Source organism: Streptococcus mitis (genome assembly GCF_047460035.1).
Taxonomy (GTDB): domain Bacteria; phylum Bacillota; class Bacilli; order Lactobacillales; family Streptococcaceae; genus Streptococcus; species Streptococcus mitis_DW.
In genome coordinates this window covers 180,087-196,495 of sequence record NZ_JASHHB010000001.1, presented here as the reverse complement: position 1 = coordinate 196,495, position 16,409 = coordinate 180,087, and the positions used below count along the sequence as shown (strand labels likewise).

The following is a 16,409-nucleotide window of genomic DNA, read 5'->3' as shown; positions in this document are numbered from 1 at the left end:
TCTGATACCGTTTTTCCCTCTTCGGATAAGGAAACAAAAATTTCTTGCTTCCTCTATCTGTTCAATTGATAGATTTCTTCAGAGAAAGGTTGTAAAATTTTTGATATAATATCAAGGATGGACTGATGGATATTTAAAGGATTATTTTCAAAAGAATGACAGGTGAGAATTAAAATATGTAAAATTGAAAAGAAGTCTCTCTGCCACCATCTAAGCAGAAACAAGAGTATATGAAATAAAAGGAGTAACCAATGACTGGAAATTATTCAACACGTGAATATCGTGAGAAATTATATGATGATCTTCATGTTCGATTAAGAGATACAGTGATTTTGATGTGTGCGATTTTTATTGCCTCTATAGGTTTAAATATGAATTCAACAGCTGTCATTATTGGAGCCATGCTGATTTCCCCTCTTATGACACCGATTGTTGGACTGGGATTCGGTTTAGCTATTTTTGATACGCGTTTAATCAAGCAATCTCTAGAGGTTTTATTTACTCAAGTATTGGTCAGTTTGCTTGTCTCGACTCTGTATTTCTGGATTTCTCCCTTATCTTATGCAAGTAGCGAGTTGATTGCACGAACCTCTCCAACCATTTGGGATGTTCTCATTGCTATTGCTGGTGGGATAGCAGGTGTTATTGGTTCAAGGAAAAAAGAAGCAAACAATATCGTGCCAGGAGTAGCCATTGCAACAGCTCTAATGCCACCTATCTGTACTGCAGGATATGGTTTAGCTAATGGAAATGTACGATTTTTATTTGGGGCTCTTTATCTTTTCTTGATCAACTGTGTCTTTATCATGCTAATCAACATTGTTGGAACAAGAATTTTTATGAGAAAATCTCCCTTAAGTTCATTTAATGAGCTAAACATTAAAATGAAAATTGGGTTGATATCCTTGATTGTATTATTGGTCCTTCCAGCCAGCTATTCAGCAGTCACTCTGACGATGGATCAAGCGCGAAAAGAAGGGATCAAACAGTTTGTAGAAAATGAGTTCGCCAATCATACGGTCATTAATCAAGTCTACAAGTCAAGTAGCAATGAATTAGTCTTGACGGTTGTTGGAGATCCGATTTCAGAAGAAGAATTAGAAACACTCCACCAAAAACAAGCCTCTTACGGTATTCAATCTGTTCAATTGAAAGTGAATCAAGTTCAGAACTCGCCAACATTAGATAGTGAAGCGACCAAGGAATTTTATGAAAACATTGACAAGTATATTGATCAAAAACTCTCTGAAAAAGATTCACAAAACGATCTCGTAAAAGAAAATGAAGCAGACAAGGATTGAGGACAATGAACTGAATCGGTTTTTACGCCGTGTTTTTCTTGTATCTTCCTCTTTCTTACTTATAGCAGGTTGTTTTTGCTTGAATAAGAAATAAATTAGAAGTTCTATCATCTAAGAAAAATGATGAAAAAAATCATTTAACTAATGGTGTGAACGTTTAGTGTTTATCAGCTCCATTCTCTGTAATTTTGGGGGTAAAATCCACACCATTTAGATAAAATTAGTTGAATTTGATTGGAAAAACGCTTTTATAAAAGCGGAGAAAAGTCTTGATATTACGCTGTTTTTAGTCCAACTGAAATTCATACTTTCCAAACCAGGCTTGAAAAAAGCTCGTAAAGCATCACAATTTAGTAAACGTTAAAACTTATTTAAACTTATTGAAAGCATTTCGTATCAAAAATACGGGATGCTTTTTCTGTTCACCCCAAATTTTTGTAACTAGGTGATACTTGAAATTAATACAAATTTGGTTGTTTTTGATAAATCTAAGCAACACTAAATGATGAAGTGAAAGGGGATGAATCTTTGATAGTATTCATTTATTGTGAAATATGATATACTTATTAATTAGATGGATGAATACTTCTAGAGTTAAATATAGCATAATAGGGACAGACTTTTTGGTTTATTTTTGTTTGTAGTCGGATTATGAAAGAATATCCAATATTATGCGATAAGATAGAATGTTACAAAAAAGAAAGGGGATGCAATCCGATGAAGAAAGACAGATTAATTGTATTGACAGATGCTGTTCTAGCAATTATTATGACCATCTTGATTTTAGAGTTAGAAAAACCAACAACACCAAGTCTTGAAGCTTTTTGGGATTTACGGCAAAATTTCTTTGCTTGTTTTCTTTCCTTTTTCTGGTTGGGATCGTTATGGATGGCACTAAACACATTATGGGAAAAGGTTGAGAAAATTTCCTCAGAAATTATTTGGTGGAATTTGTTTCTACTCTTGGAGCGGCAGGAGTTCTCTTTGGAGAATTTCATGCCATCCAAGATACCAGTCTGAATGATGTGGTGGACCGGATCTATATAAATGTCAAGGATTTACCGTTTCAGTCCTTGGGAGCTTTAGCTAATATCCTGTCTGATGTTAAGAAGGGACTGATTCAAGACAGTCATATCTGGTCTTTCTTCCAGTCATTTTTCAAACAATATCAGTTGATAATCAGCTTAAATCAGATCTATCAGTTTGTCTATCTTTCTCTGATGGAGATCATGTCCTATCTTCACTTTGATTATTGGAAAAAACGGCTCGGTCAGGAGCTAGTATGAATAAGGAGAACAAATGAGACGTTTAAAAATGTTATGGCATATTATACAGGTTACGGGTTTTACTCGGTTTGCTCTGAGTTTTGTGACCTTTGTTTTTGGGTCAGGAGGCGTGCTTTTCCTAGTTGAACCTGCTATCACAAATTACGGAGACGGTCTTTGGTATGCTTTTGTGACTTCGACGACTGTCGGCTACGGGGATCTCCTAGCTGTGACCTTGATTGGAAGGATTACCAGTGTCTTCTTGACGATTTATGGGCTCATATTTTTTGGCTGTTTATCAGCTGTTATTATTAATTATTATACCGATTTAAATAAGGAAAGAGGAGAGGACAAATGACTGCCAATTATTCAACACGGGAATACCGTGAGAAATTATATGATGATCTTCATGTTCGATTAAGAGATACAGTGATTTTGATGTGTGCGATTTTTATTGCCTCTATAGGTTTAAATATGAATTCAACAGCTGTCATTATTGGAGCCATGCTGATTTCCCCTCTTATGACATCGATTGTTGGACTCGGATTTGGTTTAGCTATTTTTGATACGCGTTTAATCAAGCAATCTTTAGAGGTTTTATTTACTCAAATATTGGTCAGTTTGCTTGTCTCGACTTTGTATTTCTGGATTTCCCCCTTATCTTATGCAAGTAGCGAGTTGATTGCACGAACCTCTCCAACCATTTGGGATGTTCTCATTGCTATTGCTGGTGGGATAGCAGGTTTCATTGGTTCAAGGAAAAAAGAAGCAAACAATATCGTACCAGGAGTAGCCATCGCAACAGCTCTGATGCCACCTATCTGCACTGCAGGTTACGGTTTAGCTAATGGAAATGTACGATTTTTATTTGGAGCTCTTTATCTTTTCTTGATTAACTGTGTCTTTATCATGCTAATCAACATTGTTGGAACAAGAATTATGATGAGAAAATCTCCCTTAAGTTCATTTAAAGAGTTAAATATTAAAATGAGAATTGGGTTGATCTCCTTGATTGTATTATTGATTCTTCCAGCCAGCTATTCAGCAGTCACTCTAACGATAGATCAAGCGCGAAAAGAAGGAATCAAACAGTTTGTAGGAAAAGAGTTCGCCAATCACACGGTCATTAATCAAGTCTACAAATCAAGAAACAATGAGTTGGTCTTGACGGTTGTTGGAGATCCGATTTCAAAAGAAGAATTAGAAACGCTCCACCAAAAACAAGCCTCTTACGGTATTCAATCTGTTCAATTGAAAGTCAATCAAGTTCATAATTCGACAAAATTAGACAGTGATTCGACCAAGGAATTTTATGAAACCATTAACAAGTATATCGATCAAAAACTCTCTGAAAAGGATTCACAAAAAGATCTCGTAAAAGAAAATGAAGCAGACAAGGATTGAGGATATTGACCTTATCTAACTCATGAAAGTAAATCTTGTGTGGTGGTTTGGTCAATCACTACTAGCTCGGATTAAATAATACTCTTCGAAAATCAAATTCAAACCACGTCAGCGTCGCCTTACCGTACTCAAGTACAGCTTGCGGCTAGCTTCCTAGTTTGCTTTTTGATTTTCATTGAGTAAAAATATAAAAAGCAACAGCTGAAATAGTTGTTGCTTTTTAGGTAGCTAGGATTTTATCCCAGGTTTTATCTCTTATTTCTCAACGCGTGATTTGTTGGCGATATCAGCTAGGATAGCTTGAACAAAATCATCAACTGAGACAGTTTGTGTTTCTTTTTGTCCGTAACGACGAACGTTGACTGTTCCGTCTTCCATTTCTTTGTCCCCAACAATCAATTGGTAAGGAATCTTGCTTGTTTGTGAAGAACGAATCTTGAACTGCATTTTTTCATTGCGCTCATCTACATCGGCACGGACACCACGGTCACGGAGTTTCTTGGCCACTTCCCAAGCGTAGTCTACGTGTTTTTCGTTAGAAACTGGGATGAGGGTTACTTGGTGTGGTGCAAGCCATGTTGGGAAGGCACCCTTGTAGTTCTCAATCAAGATAGCTGTGAAGCGTTCCATAGTTGAGATAACCCCGCGGTGGATCATAACTGGACGGTGTTCTTCACCATCAGCTCCGATGTATTTTAGGTCGAAGCGTTCTGGGAGCAAGAAGTCAAGCTGGATTGTAGAAAGAGTTTCTTCTTTACCAAGGGCAGTCTTAACCTGGATATCCAATTTTGGTCCGTAGAAGGCTGCTTCACCTTCAGCTTCAAAATAGTCAAGTCCCATGTCATCCATAGCTGATTTCAACATACGTTGAGCATTTTCCCACATCTCATCATTATCAAAGTACTTGTGAGTATCTTGAGGGTCACGATATGATAAACGGAAACGATAGTCAGTCAAGTTGAAATCTTCGTAAACGTCGATAATCAATTGAAGCGTACGTTGGAACTCATCTTTGATTTGTTCAGGTGTTACGAAAGTATGACCATCATTAAGGGACATTTCACGTACACGTTGAAGCCCTGTAAGAGCACCAGATTTTTCATAACGGTGCATCATACCGATTTCAGCAATACGGATTGGCAATTCACGGTATGAGTGAACGTGGTGTTTAAAGACCTCAATATGGTGAGGACAGTTCATTGGACGAAGGACAAATTCTTCACCATCTCCCATATCCATAGTTGGGAACATATCTTCACGGTAGTGATCCCAGTGACCAGAAGTCTTGTAAAGTTCTACTGAGGCAATTGGTGGAGTGTAGACGTGTTGGTAACCAGCGGCGATTTCCTTATCGACGATGTAGCGTTCCAATTCACGACGGATAGTCGCACCGTTTGGCAACCAGAATGGAAGTCCTTGACCAACCTCTTGTGAAATCATGAAGAGGTCAAGCTCTTTACCAAGTTTACGGTGGTCACGTTCCTTAGCTTCTTCACGCATTTGAAGGTAGTTCTTCAAGTCTTTCTTGTCAAACCAAGCTGTACCGTAGATACGTTGCATCATAGCGTTGTCGCTATTTCCGCGCCAGTAAGCACCTGCTACATGGAGAAGGTGGAAGATTTGGATACGGCCTGTTGATGGAACGTGAGGACCACGGCAAAGGTCTACGTATTCACCTTGACGGTAGATAGTCAAGCCGCCTTCGTCTTCTGAATGTTCTTCAATCAATTCCAACTTATAAGGGTCGTTTTTGAAGATTTCACGGGCTTCGTCTTTAGTCACTTCTTCACGGATCGATGGGAAGTTTTCTTTGACGATTTTTTGCATTTCTTCTTCGATACGAGGAAGGTCTTCGTTGGAGATTTGACCAGCTGTGTTATCAGTATCGTAGTAGAAACCATCTTCGATAGCTGGACCAACTCCCAAGTGAATGTCTGGGAAAAGGCGACGAGCTGCTTGAGCAAACAAGTGGGCAGCTGAGTGACGCAAGATTGGAAGGGCATCTTCGTGATCAGGTGTCACAATTTCGATGCTTCCATCTTCAGTGATAGCACGAGTAGTGTCGATGAGTTTGCCGTTGAATTTACCAGCCAAGGCTTTTTTAGCTAGGGAATTGCTGATAGATTGGGCAATTTCAAAAGTTGTAACGCCGGATTCGAATTCACGAACAGCGCCATCTGGGAAAGTAATGTTAATCATGATGTTCTCCTTACTTATATTATTGACGAATGTGTTAACCCTATTTTGAAAACAGGGACAGAGGATTGAGAAAGTTAGAAAAACAAAAAGCGACATCCTCGAAAGGACGTCGCAACGTGGTTCCACCTTCATTTATGTTCCTCAAAAAAGAGGGACACCTCTGATTGGCTCTAACGTGGCCACCGTTTTATGTTTTCATAAAAAACTCAAGAGTAGTATCAGTTTAGGCTCTCTATGCGTTCTCAGCAACCACGCACTCTCTAGTAGAAAGGGACTAAGTGACTTGTCTCTATGGATTATTATAGCATGATTGTGAGATTTTTCAAGGATTTTGTGAAAGTTTTTTGTTTTTCATTTTTGTAGAATATGCTTGATACCAATACCGGAAGCCATGCCCACCAGAGCCAAGGTTTCATAGGCTAAAAAGTAAAACCAGATAAATTCACCAAAGGTTATGATAGTAAAGCAAAAGAGCAGTCCGTTACCAATTAACCACCAAAGTGAGAAACGGAAACGGTAGCTATAGAGTAGCGATACAATCAAGATTACCAGAGGTGTAAAGAAGAGAATATTATTTACGTAGAGACTCTTGAGCAAAAGGGGGTTAGAAATGATTAGTGATAACAACTCATAAAGTGGCCAATAAAAGAAAAATATGACCAGATAGTAGGGTAGATGGGAATAGAATCTAGGCATGATAATCACCTCGTTTAAAAACAGATAACTTAGATTTCTTGCTATGATTATTATAGCATGTTTAAAACAAGAAAGTAAATCTGTTGACAAAGAAGTCAGTTATTGGTAGAATAGGGATTGTCGTAAAGACAAATAACTTCTTCTTGGTTACAGGCATGCCAACCTGTCACTCGGATGAAGCCAAATAAAAAGGAGAAACATCATGGCAATCTCAAAAGAGAAAAAAAATGAAATCATTGCACAATATGCACGTCACGAAGGTGATACAGGTTCAGTAGAGGTTCAAGTTGCTGTCCTTACTTGGGAAATCAACCACCTTAATGAACACATCAAACAACACAAAAAAGACCACGCTACTTACCGTGGGTTGATGAAGAAAATCGGTCGCCGTCGTAACTTGCTGGCATACTTGCGTAAAAACGACGTTAACCGTTACCGTGAGTTGATCAACTCTCTAGGACTTCGTCGTTAATTCAAGATACAAAGGCCGTCAAAAGCACAAAGCAAAAATAGGAAAATTGACGAAGAAACTTCAGTTTCTAGGAGATTTTATCTTTTTTGCCAAGTGCTTAGGCCGTGTTCAATTGAGCATATCTTGATAATGAAGCTACTCTAAAATGGGTAGCTTTTTTACTTTTGTTACCTTACCTCGATATACTCAAGTATAATCTTCGGTTACGGTTCCTAGCACTGTAAGGTAAAATAAACCAGAATGATCTCCCTTCGGGGAGATTTTTTTTGTTTCACTGAAAGTTTCGTACATTCTTCTCCTCGCCGTCTAATCTATAAACGTTTTATCCAGCAAGAATCATGATGCTAAGGGCGTAAGAAATCCGTATGAAAATAGGGAAATGACACAGTGTTCGATGAACACAAGGAGTTTCATCTTTTTCACTAGGATTTTAGCCCGGGCTCAAATCAGCTCTCTGACTTCAGAGGGCTTTTTTATTGAGGTTTTATCGGTCACAATTTTGGAGACTACAAAAACAATTCCCTCAACGAATCAAGTGTGCAACCCGTTTTATCGGTCACAATTTTGGAGACTACAAAAACCTAAGATTTGTGCTAAAGCTACCCGAATCAGTTTTATCGGTCACAATTTTGGAGACTACAAAAACCCAGCTTTGATAGCAAACTTAGGTGAACAGTTTTATCGGTCACAATTTTGGAGACTACAAAAACCTCGAACAAAATACCTCTTTCATCTTATAGGTTTTATCGGTCACAATTTTGGAGACTACAAAAACCAATAAAATCCTTCTACTCCTTCTAATCCAGTTTTATCGGTCACAATTTTGGAGACTACAAAAACCTAATTATGTGGCTGTTTAATCATTAAGAAGTTTTATCGGTCACAATTTTGGAGACTACAAAAACCTGTCCAAGTAGTTGTATTTTGTTTACCTGGTTTTATCGGTCACAATTTTGGAGACTACAAAAACTTCCTTTGATGTAACCTTTAGCGCGAAGTTGTTTTATTGGTCACAATTTTGGAGACTACAAAAACCTCAAATGGTATCAGCTAATTACACCATAAAGGTGCGTAGCTACTCGGCTTGAAAAGCCGAGTAGCTGTCTGCAAGACGACTCGAAGAGCCCACACTTTACGAAGTAAAGTATAGTATGTTATACTTTACATGAAAGTAGTCACCGAATTCCAGTTAGAAATTACTTTGTAACTACGTTTTGAGGAGGAGTAAAATGCTTTCCTATGTTCGACATTACCCACTAGCGATAGCTAAATTAATGTGTCTGTGCTCTCCTAAAATCTGCTGATTTATTACTGACTAATACAGGAGGTTTTTTATGGGACAGACAATCATATCTGCTATTGGTGTTTATATTTCCACCAGTATCGATTATTTAATTATTTTATTTATTTTATTTGCACAGCTATCACAGAATAAACAAAAATGGCATATTTATGCGGGGCAATATCTAGGCACAGGCTTACTTGTAGGGGCGAGTTTAGTTGCTGCTTATGTCGTTAATTTTGTGCCTGAAGAATGGATGGTTGGATTGCTTGGTTTAATCCCTATCTATTTAGGGATTCGCTTTGCAATTGTTGGAGAAGGTGAGGAAGAAGAGGAAGAAATTATTGAAAGATTAGAACAAAGCAAGGCAAATCAACTGTTTTGGACAGTTACATTGCTAACAATTGCGTCTGGCGGAGATAATTTAGGTATCTATATACCTTATTTTGCTTCGTTAGATTGGTCACAGACCCTCGTGGCGTTGCTTGTGTTTGTAATCGGCATAATTATCTTATGCGAGATTAGTCGGGTGTTATCCTCTATTCCGTTAATATTCGAGACAATTGAAAAATACGAGCGAATCATTGTGCCCTTAGTATTCATTGTACTTGGACTATACATCATGTATGAAAATGGCACGATAGAGACTTTTCTGATCGTGTAGATTTTTTTGTTTCACTAGGATTTTAGCCCGAGTTCAAATTAGCTCTCTGACTTCAGAGGGCTTTTTGCGTAGGCACCTTACCTCGATATACTCAAGTATTATCTTTGGTTACGGTTCCTAGCACTGTATGGAAAAACCAACCATAATTTTTCTGATTTTAATTGTATTTTTTCCATAGCTTGTTACACAGTTGAAAATATGGTATACTTTTCATGAGAATTTTCTAAATTTTTAATATTCTATCAAAGGAGGTTTGCATGCTTTCCAAATTTTCTGGAAGCCGACAAGACCAGCAATTTCTGTTACTTTTAGTTATTTTGCTAGGTATTTTAGGGATTTCTCTCTTTCTAGCAGTTTCAATGGGATCTGTTGCGATTGATCTAGGAGATACCTATCGGATTATTTTGAGCAGGTTGGGATTTCCTCTTGAGATAGGAGAGGTTTCCAAGTCTACTCTTGCCATTGTATGGAACATGAGATTCCCCCGAGTATTGTTAGGTCTGATAGTAGGAGCAGGCCTTTCTATGTGTGGTAGCGTGATGCAGTCTACAGTGAACAACCCCATCGCAGAGCCTTATGTCTTAGGAATATCTGCAGGTGCAACTCTAGGTGCAACCTTGAGCATCATTCTTGGTTTAAAAGTGATGATTAGCCTTGGAGCTTTTCTTGGAGCTATTTTGGCAACAATTGCTGTCCTCATCATTGCCTCTATGCAGGGAAGAATGACGACTTCTAGTCTGATCTTATCAGGAACGGTAGTCAACGCTCTCTTTCTGGCTTTTTCCAACTTTATTATCTCAGTCGGAGCTAATGCGGATAGTGTGATGACCATTAAGTTTTGGACAATGGGCTCGCTTGCTGGGACTTCCTGGGCAGACTTGGTCCTGCCAACTATGGTAGCAGGAATGGCCTTTCTATTTTTCTCTACTCAGTATCGTGTTTTCAATGCGATGATGATGGGAGATGAGGCTGCTTTAACTTTGGGGATTCCCTTACGATTTTATTGGTATCTTTATGTGACCATGGTGGCTGTGCTGACAGCAGTCTTAGTGGCAACCTGTGGGATTATTGGATTTGTCGGTCTGATTACTCCACATTTAGCTCGAGGGTTAGTAGGAACGAATTACAAGAGGCTTTTTCCTGTTGCAACCTTGCTGGGTGCCCTCTTTGTCATTTGGGCAGACGTACTCTCTCGTATCATCATTCCAAACGCAGAGCTTCCTATTGGTATTTTCACAGCCTTAGTAGGTGCTCCCTTCTTTATCTACATTGTTGGAGGTAGGCGAAGGGAGGTGAGGGTCTGATATGGACTTGATTTGTCAGGATATCCATTTTGGACTAGGAGAGAAAAAAATCCTCAAAGGAGTCTCTCTTAAGGTTGAAGGGCATCAATTTCACACGATATTAGGGCCAAATGGAAGTGGAAAAACCAGCCTACTTAAACTCCTCTATCGTCAGGAAAAGGCGGACAAAGGCTTGATAAGCCTAGATGGAAAGCCACTGGAACATTGGTCACTCAAAGAAACAGTCAAGCAAATGGCAGTTGTCACTCAGTTTAATCAATTGCAGTTTGATTGTACAGTTGAGGAAATCGTCTTGCTGGGAAGAACTCCCCACCTCTCTTTTTTACAGAAGGAAAGGGAAAGGGATTATGCGCTCGTTCAAGATGCCCTCGTTAAGGTGGATATGCTTGAGAAGAAAACTCGTCTCTATTCGTCTCTGTCAGGGGGAGAGAAACAGCGAGTCTTACTAGCCCGCGCCTTGGCGCAAGAACCGACTCTCTTGCTCCTGGACGAACCAACCAATCACCTGGATATCAAGTATCAGCTAGACTTGTTGGCCATTGTGAAGAATCTCAAGGTCAATGTTCTAGCTGTCCTGCATGATATTCAACTTGCTTGTCGCTATTCGGATTATCTCTATCTGATGAAAGAGGGAGAAATCCTTTACCAAGGGACTCCAAAGGAGACCATCACCCCTGAGTCATTGCAAACTGTATACGGAGTTCAAAGTCAGGTGACTTGGACCGAGGATCAGCAAGCTATGATTCACTATTTATAAGAATGAAAAGGAAAATAAGATGAAAAAAACACTCAGTATTTTACTCGTAACAGTAGCTACCTTAACGATGGCAGCTTGTAGCAACACTACCACTGAAAAAGCTACTACACAATCTAGCACAGAAACAAGTCAAAAGGCGAGCACAGAGACGACTTATCCACTAACGGTCAAAACCTATGACGCGAAAGGGAATGAAGTCGAACAAATCTTTGACAAGGCACCTGAAAAAGTTATTACAAACAATCTTTCAACCACTGAAATCTTATTGGAGTTGGGGTTGAAGGATAAAATTGTTGGCATGCTCAATCCAGACAATGCTGTGACGGATAAATACAAGGACGCGATTGCGACTATTCCTCAAATTGGGGATAAAAAAACAGTATCACAAGAGACAGTCCTTTCTTATGAGCCAGACGCTTTGATGGGTCGAAACATGATGTTTTCTGAAAAATCCTTGGGGACAGTTAGCACTTGGAATGAAAATAAAATCCCAGTTTATACGCAAAAAGCTTCTCTCTCAACGATTCAGCAAGATTTGGGGAATATCGTAGAAGATGTCAAAAATCTTGGAATGATTTTTAATGTTCAGGACAAGGCTAATGAATACGCAGCACAATTACAAACTAAAATTGATGCTGTTAAGAAAGCAAACCCAGCAAGTCAAGGTGAAAAGAAAAAGGCTTTGATTATGGTTGCTTATAATGATGAAACCTTCGGTGCCTACAAGTCTGCTTTGCAAGAGAGCCTGCTCAACCAACTTGGTTATACAAACGTTGCTACGGGGACATCAGGCTTGACCTTGGAAAATCTCGTGTCAATGGATCCTGAATTGATTATCTATGTAACCAGCGATCGTAATAAAAAATTGGATGAAAAAGCAGTAGAGTTGATGAAGGCAAATGCTGTTTTGGAAAGCGTTCCTGCTATTAAGAATCAAAAAATCATGACCATCTCTTACGATGAATTGATGGACTATGGTCCATCAGTGATTGATTCCCTTGAGAAAATCAATGACTTTATCAATAAATAATGAGTTTGATTGGGAAGGAATTCAAGTCAAAATCAGCCTTCCCTCTAACTACGACCCCAATCAAACCTATCCGGCTATTTTATTGAATGATGGAAACTTGGATTTCCTATCGTCCCTTTCCGAATCTGTGATTTTAGTGGGCTTGACCTCTAAAAATCGCTTAGACGACTACACTCCCTGGGCGACATCAGCTCTGAGAGATGGAGCTCCAGATTTTGGAGGTCAGGCCAACGCCTATCATGATCATTTATTTGGAGGTCTTTTAGACAAGTTGCAGTCGCTTTATCGCCTGGACGAAACTCGCCTTGCTTATGGAGGCTACTCACTAGGTGGTTTGGCGGCAGTCTACAGTCTTTTCAGCTTTGACAAGGTTTCCTGTGTCTTTTCGATCTGCGGTTCCTTTTGGTATCCTGATTTTGTGACTTACTGCAAGGCAGAGACAGTGAAAAATCTAGACTGTTTGCTGTATTTACAGAATGGTCAAACAGAAGGAGCCAATCATAGTAATCGCTTGGCTCAAGCACCAGCCTATGCTGAACAGATCCATACCAGTCTTCAGAAATGCTATCCGAACGGCCAGTTTGTCTTTGATCCTCATGGACACCATGAACAAGTAGTTGAACGATTCCTAGCTTTTTCCAGCTGGTTAGCCCAAAAATGGAAAATCGAATAAAAGATTTATCCCTTGGCTTTTGCCAAGGGATTGTTGTATTTGTTTAACCAAGGTTTTCTCTTTTTTTATCTGGATTCCATACGAAGCTCGCGATAAAGCTAAAGATGATGGTTAGGATAGCGAGGATAATGGCAAGGATGAGAGCAGGGATGCGGATAAACCACCAGAGTGGGTTTGGTTTTTTATCATTGTGCCATTGTTTCGTTTCTTGGTCCAAACGTTGAAATTCTGTTTGGATACGATTGGCGACTGTTTCAATGCCTTCATCATTCATTTTCTTGATATCTGAGATATCGATTGGATTTCCAAAGTTCATATCGACACGTTCACGGCTAACTAAGCCCGTCAAAGTCATGGGACCTGTGTAGGTAACCGGCATGATACGGACCTTGGCCATTTTGGCAATCAAGGCTACGCCACCCTTGACATCGTTTGAGTGACGGCTCCCACTTGGAAACATGATAAGAGAGCGATCACTTTTTTTGAGAACATTGATAGGGTATTTGATGGCTGAGGCGTTAGGATTTTCACGGTCGATGGGAAAGGCGCCACACATACGAATCCACCAGCCAAAGATACGGTTGGTAAAGAGTTCTTTTTTTGCCATAAAGATAAACTGTTTTGGCTTGGTCGCAAAAGCCATGTAAACTGGATCCCACCAAGTGCGGTGAGGTGCAACCAGAATATAATTTTCATCTTGATTAGGAATTTTATCAGTATTATGATAGTGGGCATTGCCATTGATGGACCATAGGAGCAATACAACCAATCCACGTAAATAAGTATAAAACATGCGATCTCCTTCGATTATTTTCTTGTTATTATTATACCTTATCAAAGGAGGGCTGGCAAACTTTTCCCTTGACTAGGTGCAGATTTAGGATGAGATTAGAATTCTGTAAAAAAAAATGATATGATAGAATTTATGGATAAAAATAAGATTATGGGATTAACCCAAAGAGAAGTCAAGGAAAGACAGGCTAAGGGCTTGGTCAATGATTTTACTGCTTCGGCCAGTACCAGCACTTGGCAAATCATCAAACGAAATGTCTTTACCCTTTTTAATGCTTTGAACTTTGCCATTGCTTTGGCACTAGCCTTTGTGCAGGCTTGGAGCAATCTGGTCTTCTTTGCCGTTATCTGCTTTAACGCTTTTTCTGGAATTGTGACCGAGCTGCGGGCTAAACACATGGTGGACAAGCTCAATCTCATGACCAAGGAAAAGGTCAAGACTATTCGTGATGGTCAGGAAGTTGCTCTGAATCCTGAAGAATTGGTGCTAGGAGATGTCATTCGTTTATCTGCAGGAGAGCAGATTCCCAGTGATGCCTTGGTTTTGGAAGGTTTTGCGGAAGTCAATGAAGCCATGTTGACGGGGGAAAGTGATTTGGTGCAAAAGGAAGTGGATGCCTTGCTTTTGTCAGGAAGTTTTTTAGCCAGTGGGGCAGTTTTAGCTCAAGTTCACCATGTAGGTGCAGACAACTATGCTGCCAAACTCATGCTGGAAGCCAAGACCGTTAAACCAATCAACTCTCGTATCATGAAATCGTTGGACAGGCTAGCTGGTTTTACTGGGAAGATTATCATTCCTTTTGGTCTGGCTCTCTTGCTAGAAGCCTTGCTTTTAAAAGGCTTGCCTCTTAAGTCGTCCGTTGTAAACTCGTCGACAGCCCTTTTGGGAATGTTGCCTAAGGGAATCGCCCTTTTGACCATTACTTCGCTCTTGACTGCAGTGATCAAGCTGGGCTTGAAAAAGGTCTTGGTGCAGGAGATGTATTCTGTTGAGACCTTGGCACGCGTGGATATGCTCTGTTTAGACAAGACGGGCACCATCACCCAAGGAAAGATGCAGGTGGAGGCCGTACTTCCTTTGACCGAAGAGTATGGAGAGTCAGCGCTTGCTAGTATCTTGGCCAGCTATATGGCCCATAGTGAAGATAAAAATCCAACCGCCCAAGCTATTCGAAAGCGTTTTGTGGGAGAAGTTACTTATCCTATGATTTCCAATCTTCCCTTCTCAAGCGACCGCAAGTGGGGAGCCATGGAGTTAGAAGGTTTGGGAACAGTTTTCTTAGGGGCGCCTGAGATGTTGCTGGATTCTGAGGTCCCAGAAGCCAGAGAGGCCTTGGAGAGAGGGTCACGTGTCTTGGTCTTGGCTCTCAGTCAGGAGAAATTAGACCATCACAAACCACAAAAACCATCTGATATTCAGGCTCTAGCCTTGCTGGAAATCTTGGACCCGATTCGAGAGGGAGCAGCAGAGACGCTGGACTATCTCCGTTCTCAGGAAGTGGGCCTCAAGATTATCTCTGGTGATAATCCAGTCACTGTTTCAAGTATTGCCCAAAAAGCAGGTTTTGTAGACTATCAGAGCTATGTAGATTGCTCAAAAATCACGGATGAGGAATTGGTTGCTATGGCTGAGGAGACAGCTATTTTCGGACGTGTTTCCCCTCATCAAAAGAAACTCATCATCCAAACACTGAAAAAAGCGGGTCATACAACAGCTATGACTGGGGATGGAGTTAATGATATCCTGGCTCTTCGTGAGGCGGATTGTTCTATCGTGATGGCTGAGGGAGATTCTGCGACTCGTCAGATTGCCAATCTGGTTCTCTTGAACTCTGACTTCAATGATGTTCCTGAGATTCTCTTTGAAGGTCGTCGTGTGGTCAATAACATTGCCCACATCGCTCCGATTTTCTTGATAAAGACCATCTATTCCTTCCTGTTAGCGGTCATCTGTATTGCCAGTGCTTTACTAGGTCGGTCTGAATGGATCTTAATTTTTCCCTTCATTCCAATCCAGATTACCATGATTGACCAGTTCGTGGAAGGTTTCCCACCATTCGTTCTGACTTTTGAGCGAAATATCAAGCCTGTCGAGCCAAACTTCCTCAGAAGATCCATGCTTCGTGCTCTACCAAGTGCTCTCATGGTTGTGTTCAGCGTTCTTTTTGTGAAAATATTTGGAAGTAGCCAAGGTTGGTCTGAGTTAGAAATCTCAACCCTCCTCTATTATCTGCTTGGGTCTATCGGTTTCTTATCTGTATTTAGAGCCTGCATGCCATTTACTCTATGGCGTGTCCTCTTGATTGTTTGGTCAGTAGGAGGCTTCCTAGCTACAGCTCTCTTCCCAAGAATTCAAAAACTACTTGAAATTTCAACCTTAACAGGACAAACATTACCTGTTTATGGTGTCATGATGTTGGTCTTTACCGTGATTTTCATTTTGACCAGTCGCTACCAAGCTAGAAAATAAAGAAAGGCTGCAATCTGTGGATTGCGGTCTTTTTAGGTACAAGATTGCCAGCTGAAATGTGGTATAATAAGAGGTAACAGAGTTTGGAAAGTGAGAGAAA

14 protein-coding genes, 2 pseudogenes and 1 CRISPR repeat array are annotated in these 16,409 nt (G+C 40.1%); of the genes and pseudogenes, 12 read left to right on the top strand and 4 right to left on the bottom strand.

Annotated features, from left to right (window positions below):
* The first annotated feature begins 251 nt into the window (after nucleotides 1–251).
* From QM956_RS01020 to QM956_RS01000, 5 genes are all read left to right on the top strand, one after another.
* Nucleotides 252–1,301 (top strand): DUF389 domain-containing protein, encoded by a 1,050-nt coding sequence (locus QM956_RS01020; RefSeq protein WP_414302094.1) that lies wholly within the window; start codon nucleotides 252–254, stop codon nucleotides 1,299–1,301.
* Nucleotides 1,302–2,018: 717 nt separating this feature from the next.
* Complete coding sequence (locus QM956_RS01015; protein WP_004240734.1) at nucleotides 2,019–2,321, top strand: TMEM175 family protein; 303 nt, start codon at nucleotides 2,019–2,021, stop codon at nucleotides 2,319–2,321.
* Complete coding sequence (locus QM956_RS01010) at nucleotides 2,246–2,587, top strand: hypothetical protein (protein WP_000397556.1); 342 nt, start codon at nucleotides 2,246–2,248, stop codon at nucleotides 2,585–2,587. Before QM956_RS01015 ends, QM956_RS01010 begins: the two co-directional genes overlap by 76 nt.
* 13 nt (nucleotides 2,588–2,600) lie before the next feature.
* Nucleotides 2,601–2,924, top strand: coding sequence for a potassium channel family protein (locus QM956_RS01005; RefSeq protein WP_001253404.1), 324 nt, complete (start codon nucleotides 2,601–2,603; stop codon nucleotides 2,922–2,924).
* Nucleotides 2,921–3,970, top strand: a complete 1,050-nt coding sequence (locus tag QM956_RS01000) for a DUF389 domain-containing protein (protein WP_414302093.1) — start codon at nucleotides 2,921–2,923, stop codon at nucleotides 3,968–3,970. Before QM956_RS01005 ends, QM956_RS01000 begins: the two co-directional genes overlap by 4 nt.
* A 255-nt stretch (nucleotides 3,971–4,225) precedes the next feature.
* On the opposite strand, the gene thrS is transcribed toward QM956_RS01000, so the two are convergent.
* The 3 genes and pseudogenes from thrS to QM956_RS00985 form a co-directional block, all read right to left on the bottom strand.
* Entirely contained in the window at nucleotides 4,226–6,169 is a 1,944-nt protein-coding gene (thrS, locus tag QM956_RS00995; protein ID WP_414302092.1) for a threonine--tRNA ligase, read from the bottom strand.
* Nucleotides 6,170–6,209: 40 nt separating this feature from the next.
* Nucleotides 6,210–6,418 (bottom strand): annotated as a pseudogene (locus tag QM956_RS00990) (hypothetical protein).
* A gap of 73 nt (nucleotides 6,419–6,491) precedes the next feature.
* Nucleotides 6,492–6,865, bottom strand: a pseudogene (locus tag QM956_RS00985) (hypothetical protein).
* Nucleotides 6,866–7,067: 202 nt separating this feature from the next.
* Between QM956_RS00985 and rpsO the strand changes: the two are divergent.
* The 6 genes from rpsO (at nucleotide 7,068) to QM956_RS00955 (ending at nucleotide 13,047) form a co-directional block, all read left to right on the top strand.
* Complete coding sequence (gene rpsO / locus QM956_RS00980; protein ID WP_001018251.1) at nucleotides 7,068–7,337, top strand: 30S ribosomal protein S15; 270 nt, start codon at nucleotides 7,068–7,070, stop codon at nucleotides 7,335–7,337.
* A gap of 481 nt (nucleotides 7,338–7,818) precedes the next feature.
* Nucleotides 7,819–8,373: direct repeats of the CRISPR family, unit length 36 nt; unit sequence GTTTTATCGGTCACAATTTTGGAGACTACAAAAACC.
* Nucleotides 8,374–8,671: 298 nt separating this feature from the next.
* Complete coding sequence (locus QM956_RS00975) at nucleotides 8,672–9,283, top strand: CadD family cadmium resistance transporter (protein ID WP_153209866.1); 612 nt, start codon at nucleotides 8,672–8,674, stop codon at nucleotides 9,281–9,283.
* 257 nt (nucleotides 9,284–9,540) lie between these two features.
* Nucleotides 9,541–10,587 carry a FecCD family ABC transporter permease gene (locus QM956_RS00970; protein WP_414302091.1) on the top strand — a complete coding sequence of 349 codons (1,047 nt, stop codon included), beginning with the start codon at nucleotides 9,541–9,543 and terminating at the stop codon, nucleotides 10,585–10,587.
* A 1-nt stretch (nucleotide 10,588) separates the two neighbouring features.
* Nucleotides 10,589–11,344, top strand: coding sequence for an ABC transporter ATP-binding protein (locus tag QM956_RS00965; RefSeq protein ID WP_414302090.1), 756 nt, complete (start codon nucleotides 10,589–10,591; stop codon nucleotides 11,342–11,344).
* A gap of 19 nt (nucleotides 11,345–11,363) precedes the next feature.
* Complete coding sequence (locus QM956_RS00960; protein ID WP_414302089.1) at nucleotides 11,364–12,374, top strand: ABC transporter substrate-binding protein; 1,011 nt, start codon at nucleotides 11,364–11,366, stop codon at nucleotides 12,372–12,374.
* On the top strand, nucleotides 12,355–13,047 hold the full coding sequence (locus QM956_RS00955; RefSeq protein ID WP_045611209.1) for an alpha/beta hydrolase-fold protein: 693 nt from the start codon (nucleotides 12,355–12,357) through the stop codon (nucleotides 13,045–13,047). The genes QM956_RS00960 and QM956_RS00955 overlap by 20 nt, the downstream gene beginning before the upstream one ends.
* Before the next feature lie 43 nt (nucleotides 13,048–13,090).
* Here QM956_RS00955 and QM956_RS00950 read toward each other — a convergent pair whose 3' ends face one another.
* Nucleotides 13,091–13,840, bottom strand: coding sequence for a lysophospholipid acyltransferase family protein (locus tag QM956_RS00950; RefSeq protein ID WP_414302088.1), 750 nt, complete (start codon nucleotides 13,838–13,840; stop codon nucleotides 13,091–13,093).
* Nucleotides 13,841–13,972: 132 nt separating this feature from the next.
* Here QM956_RS00950 and QM956_RS00945 point away from each other — a divergent pair, with 132 nt between their 5' ends.
* Nucleotides 13,973–16,309 carry a cation-translocating P-type ATPase gene (locus tag QM956_RS00945; protein WP_414302087.1) on the top strand — a complete coding sequence of 779 codons (2,337 nt, stop codon included), beginning with the start codon at nucleotides 13,973–13,975 and terminating at the stop codon, nucleotides 16,307–16,309.
* Nucleotides 16,310–16,409: the final 100 nt, after the last annotated feature.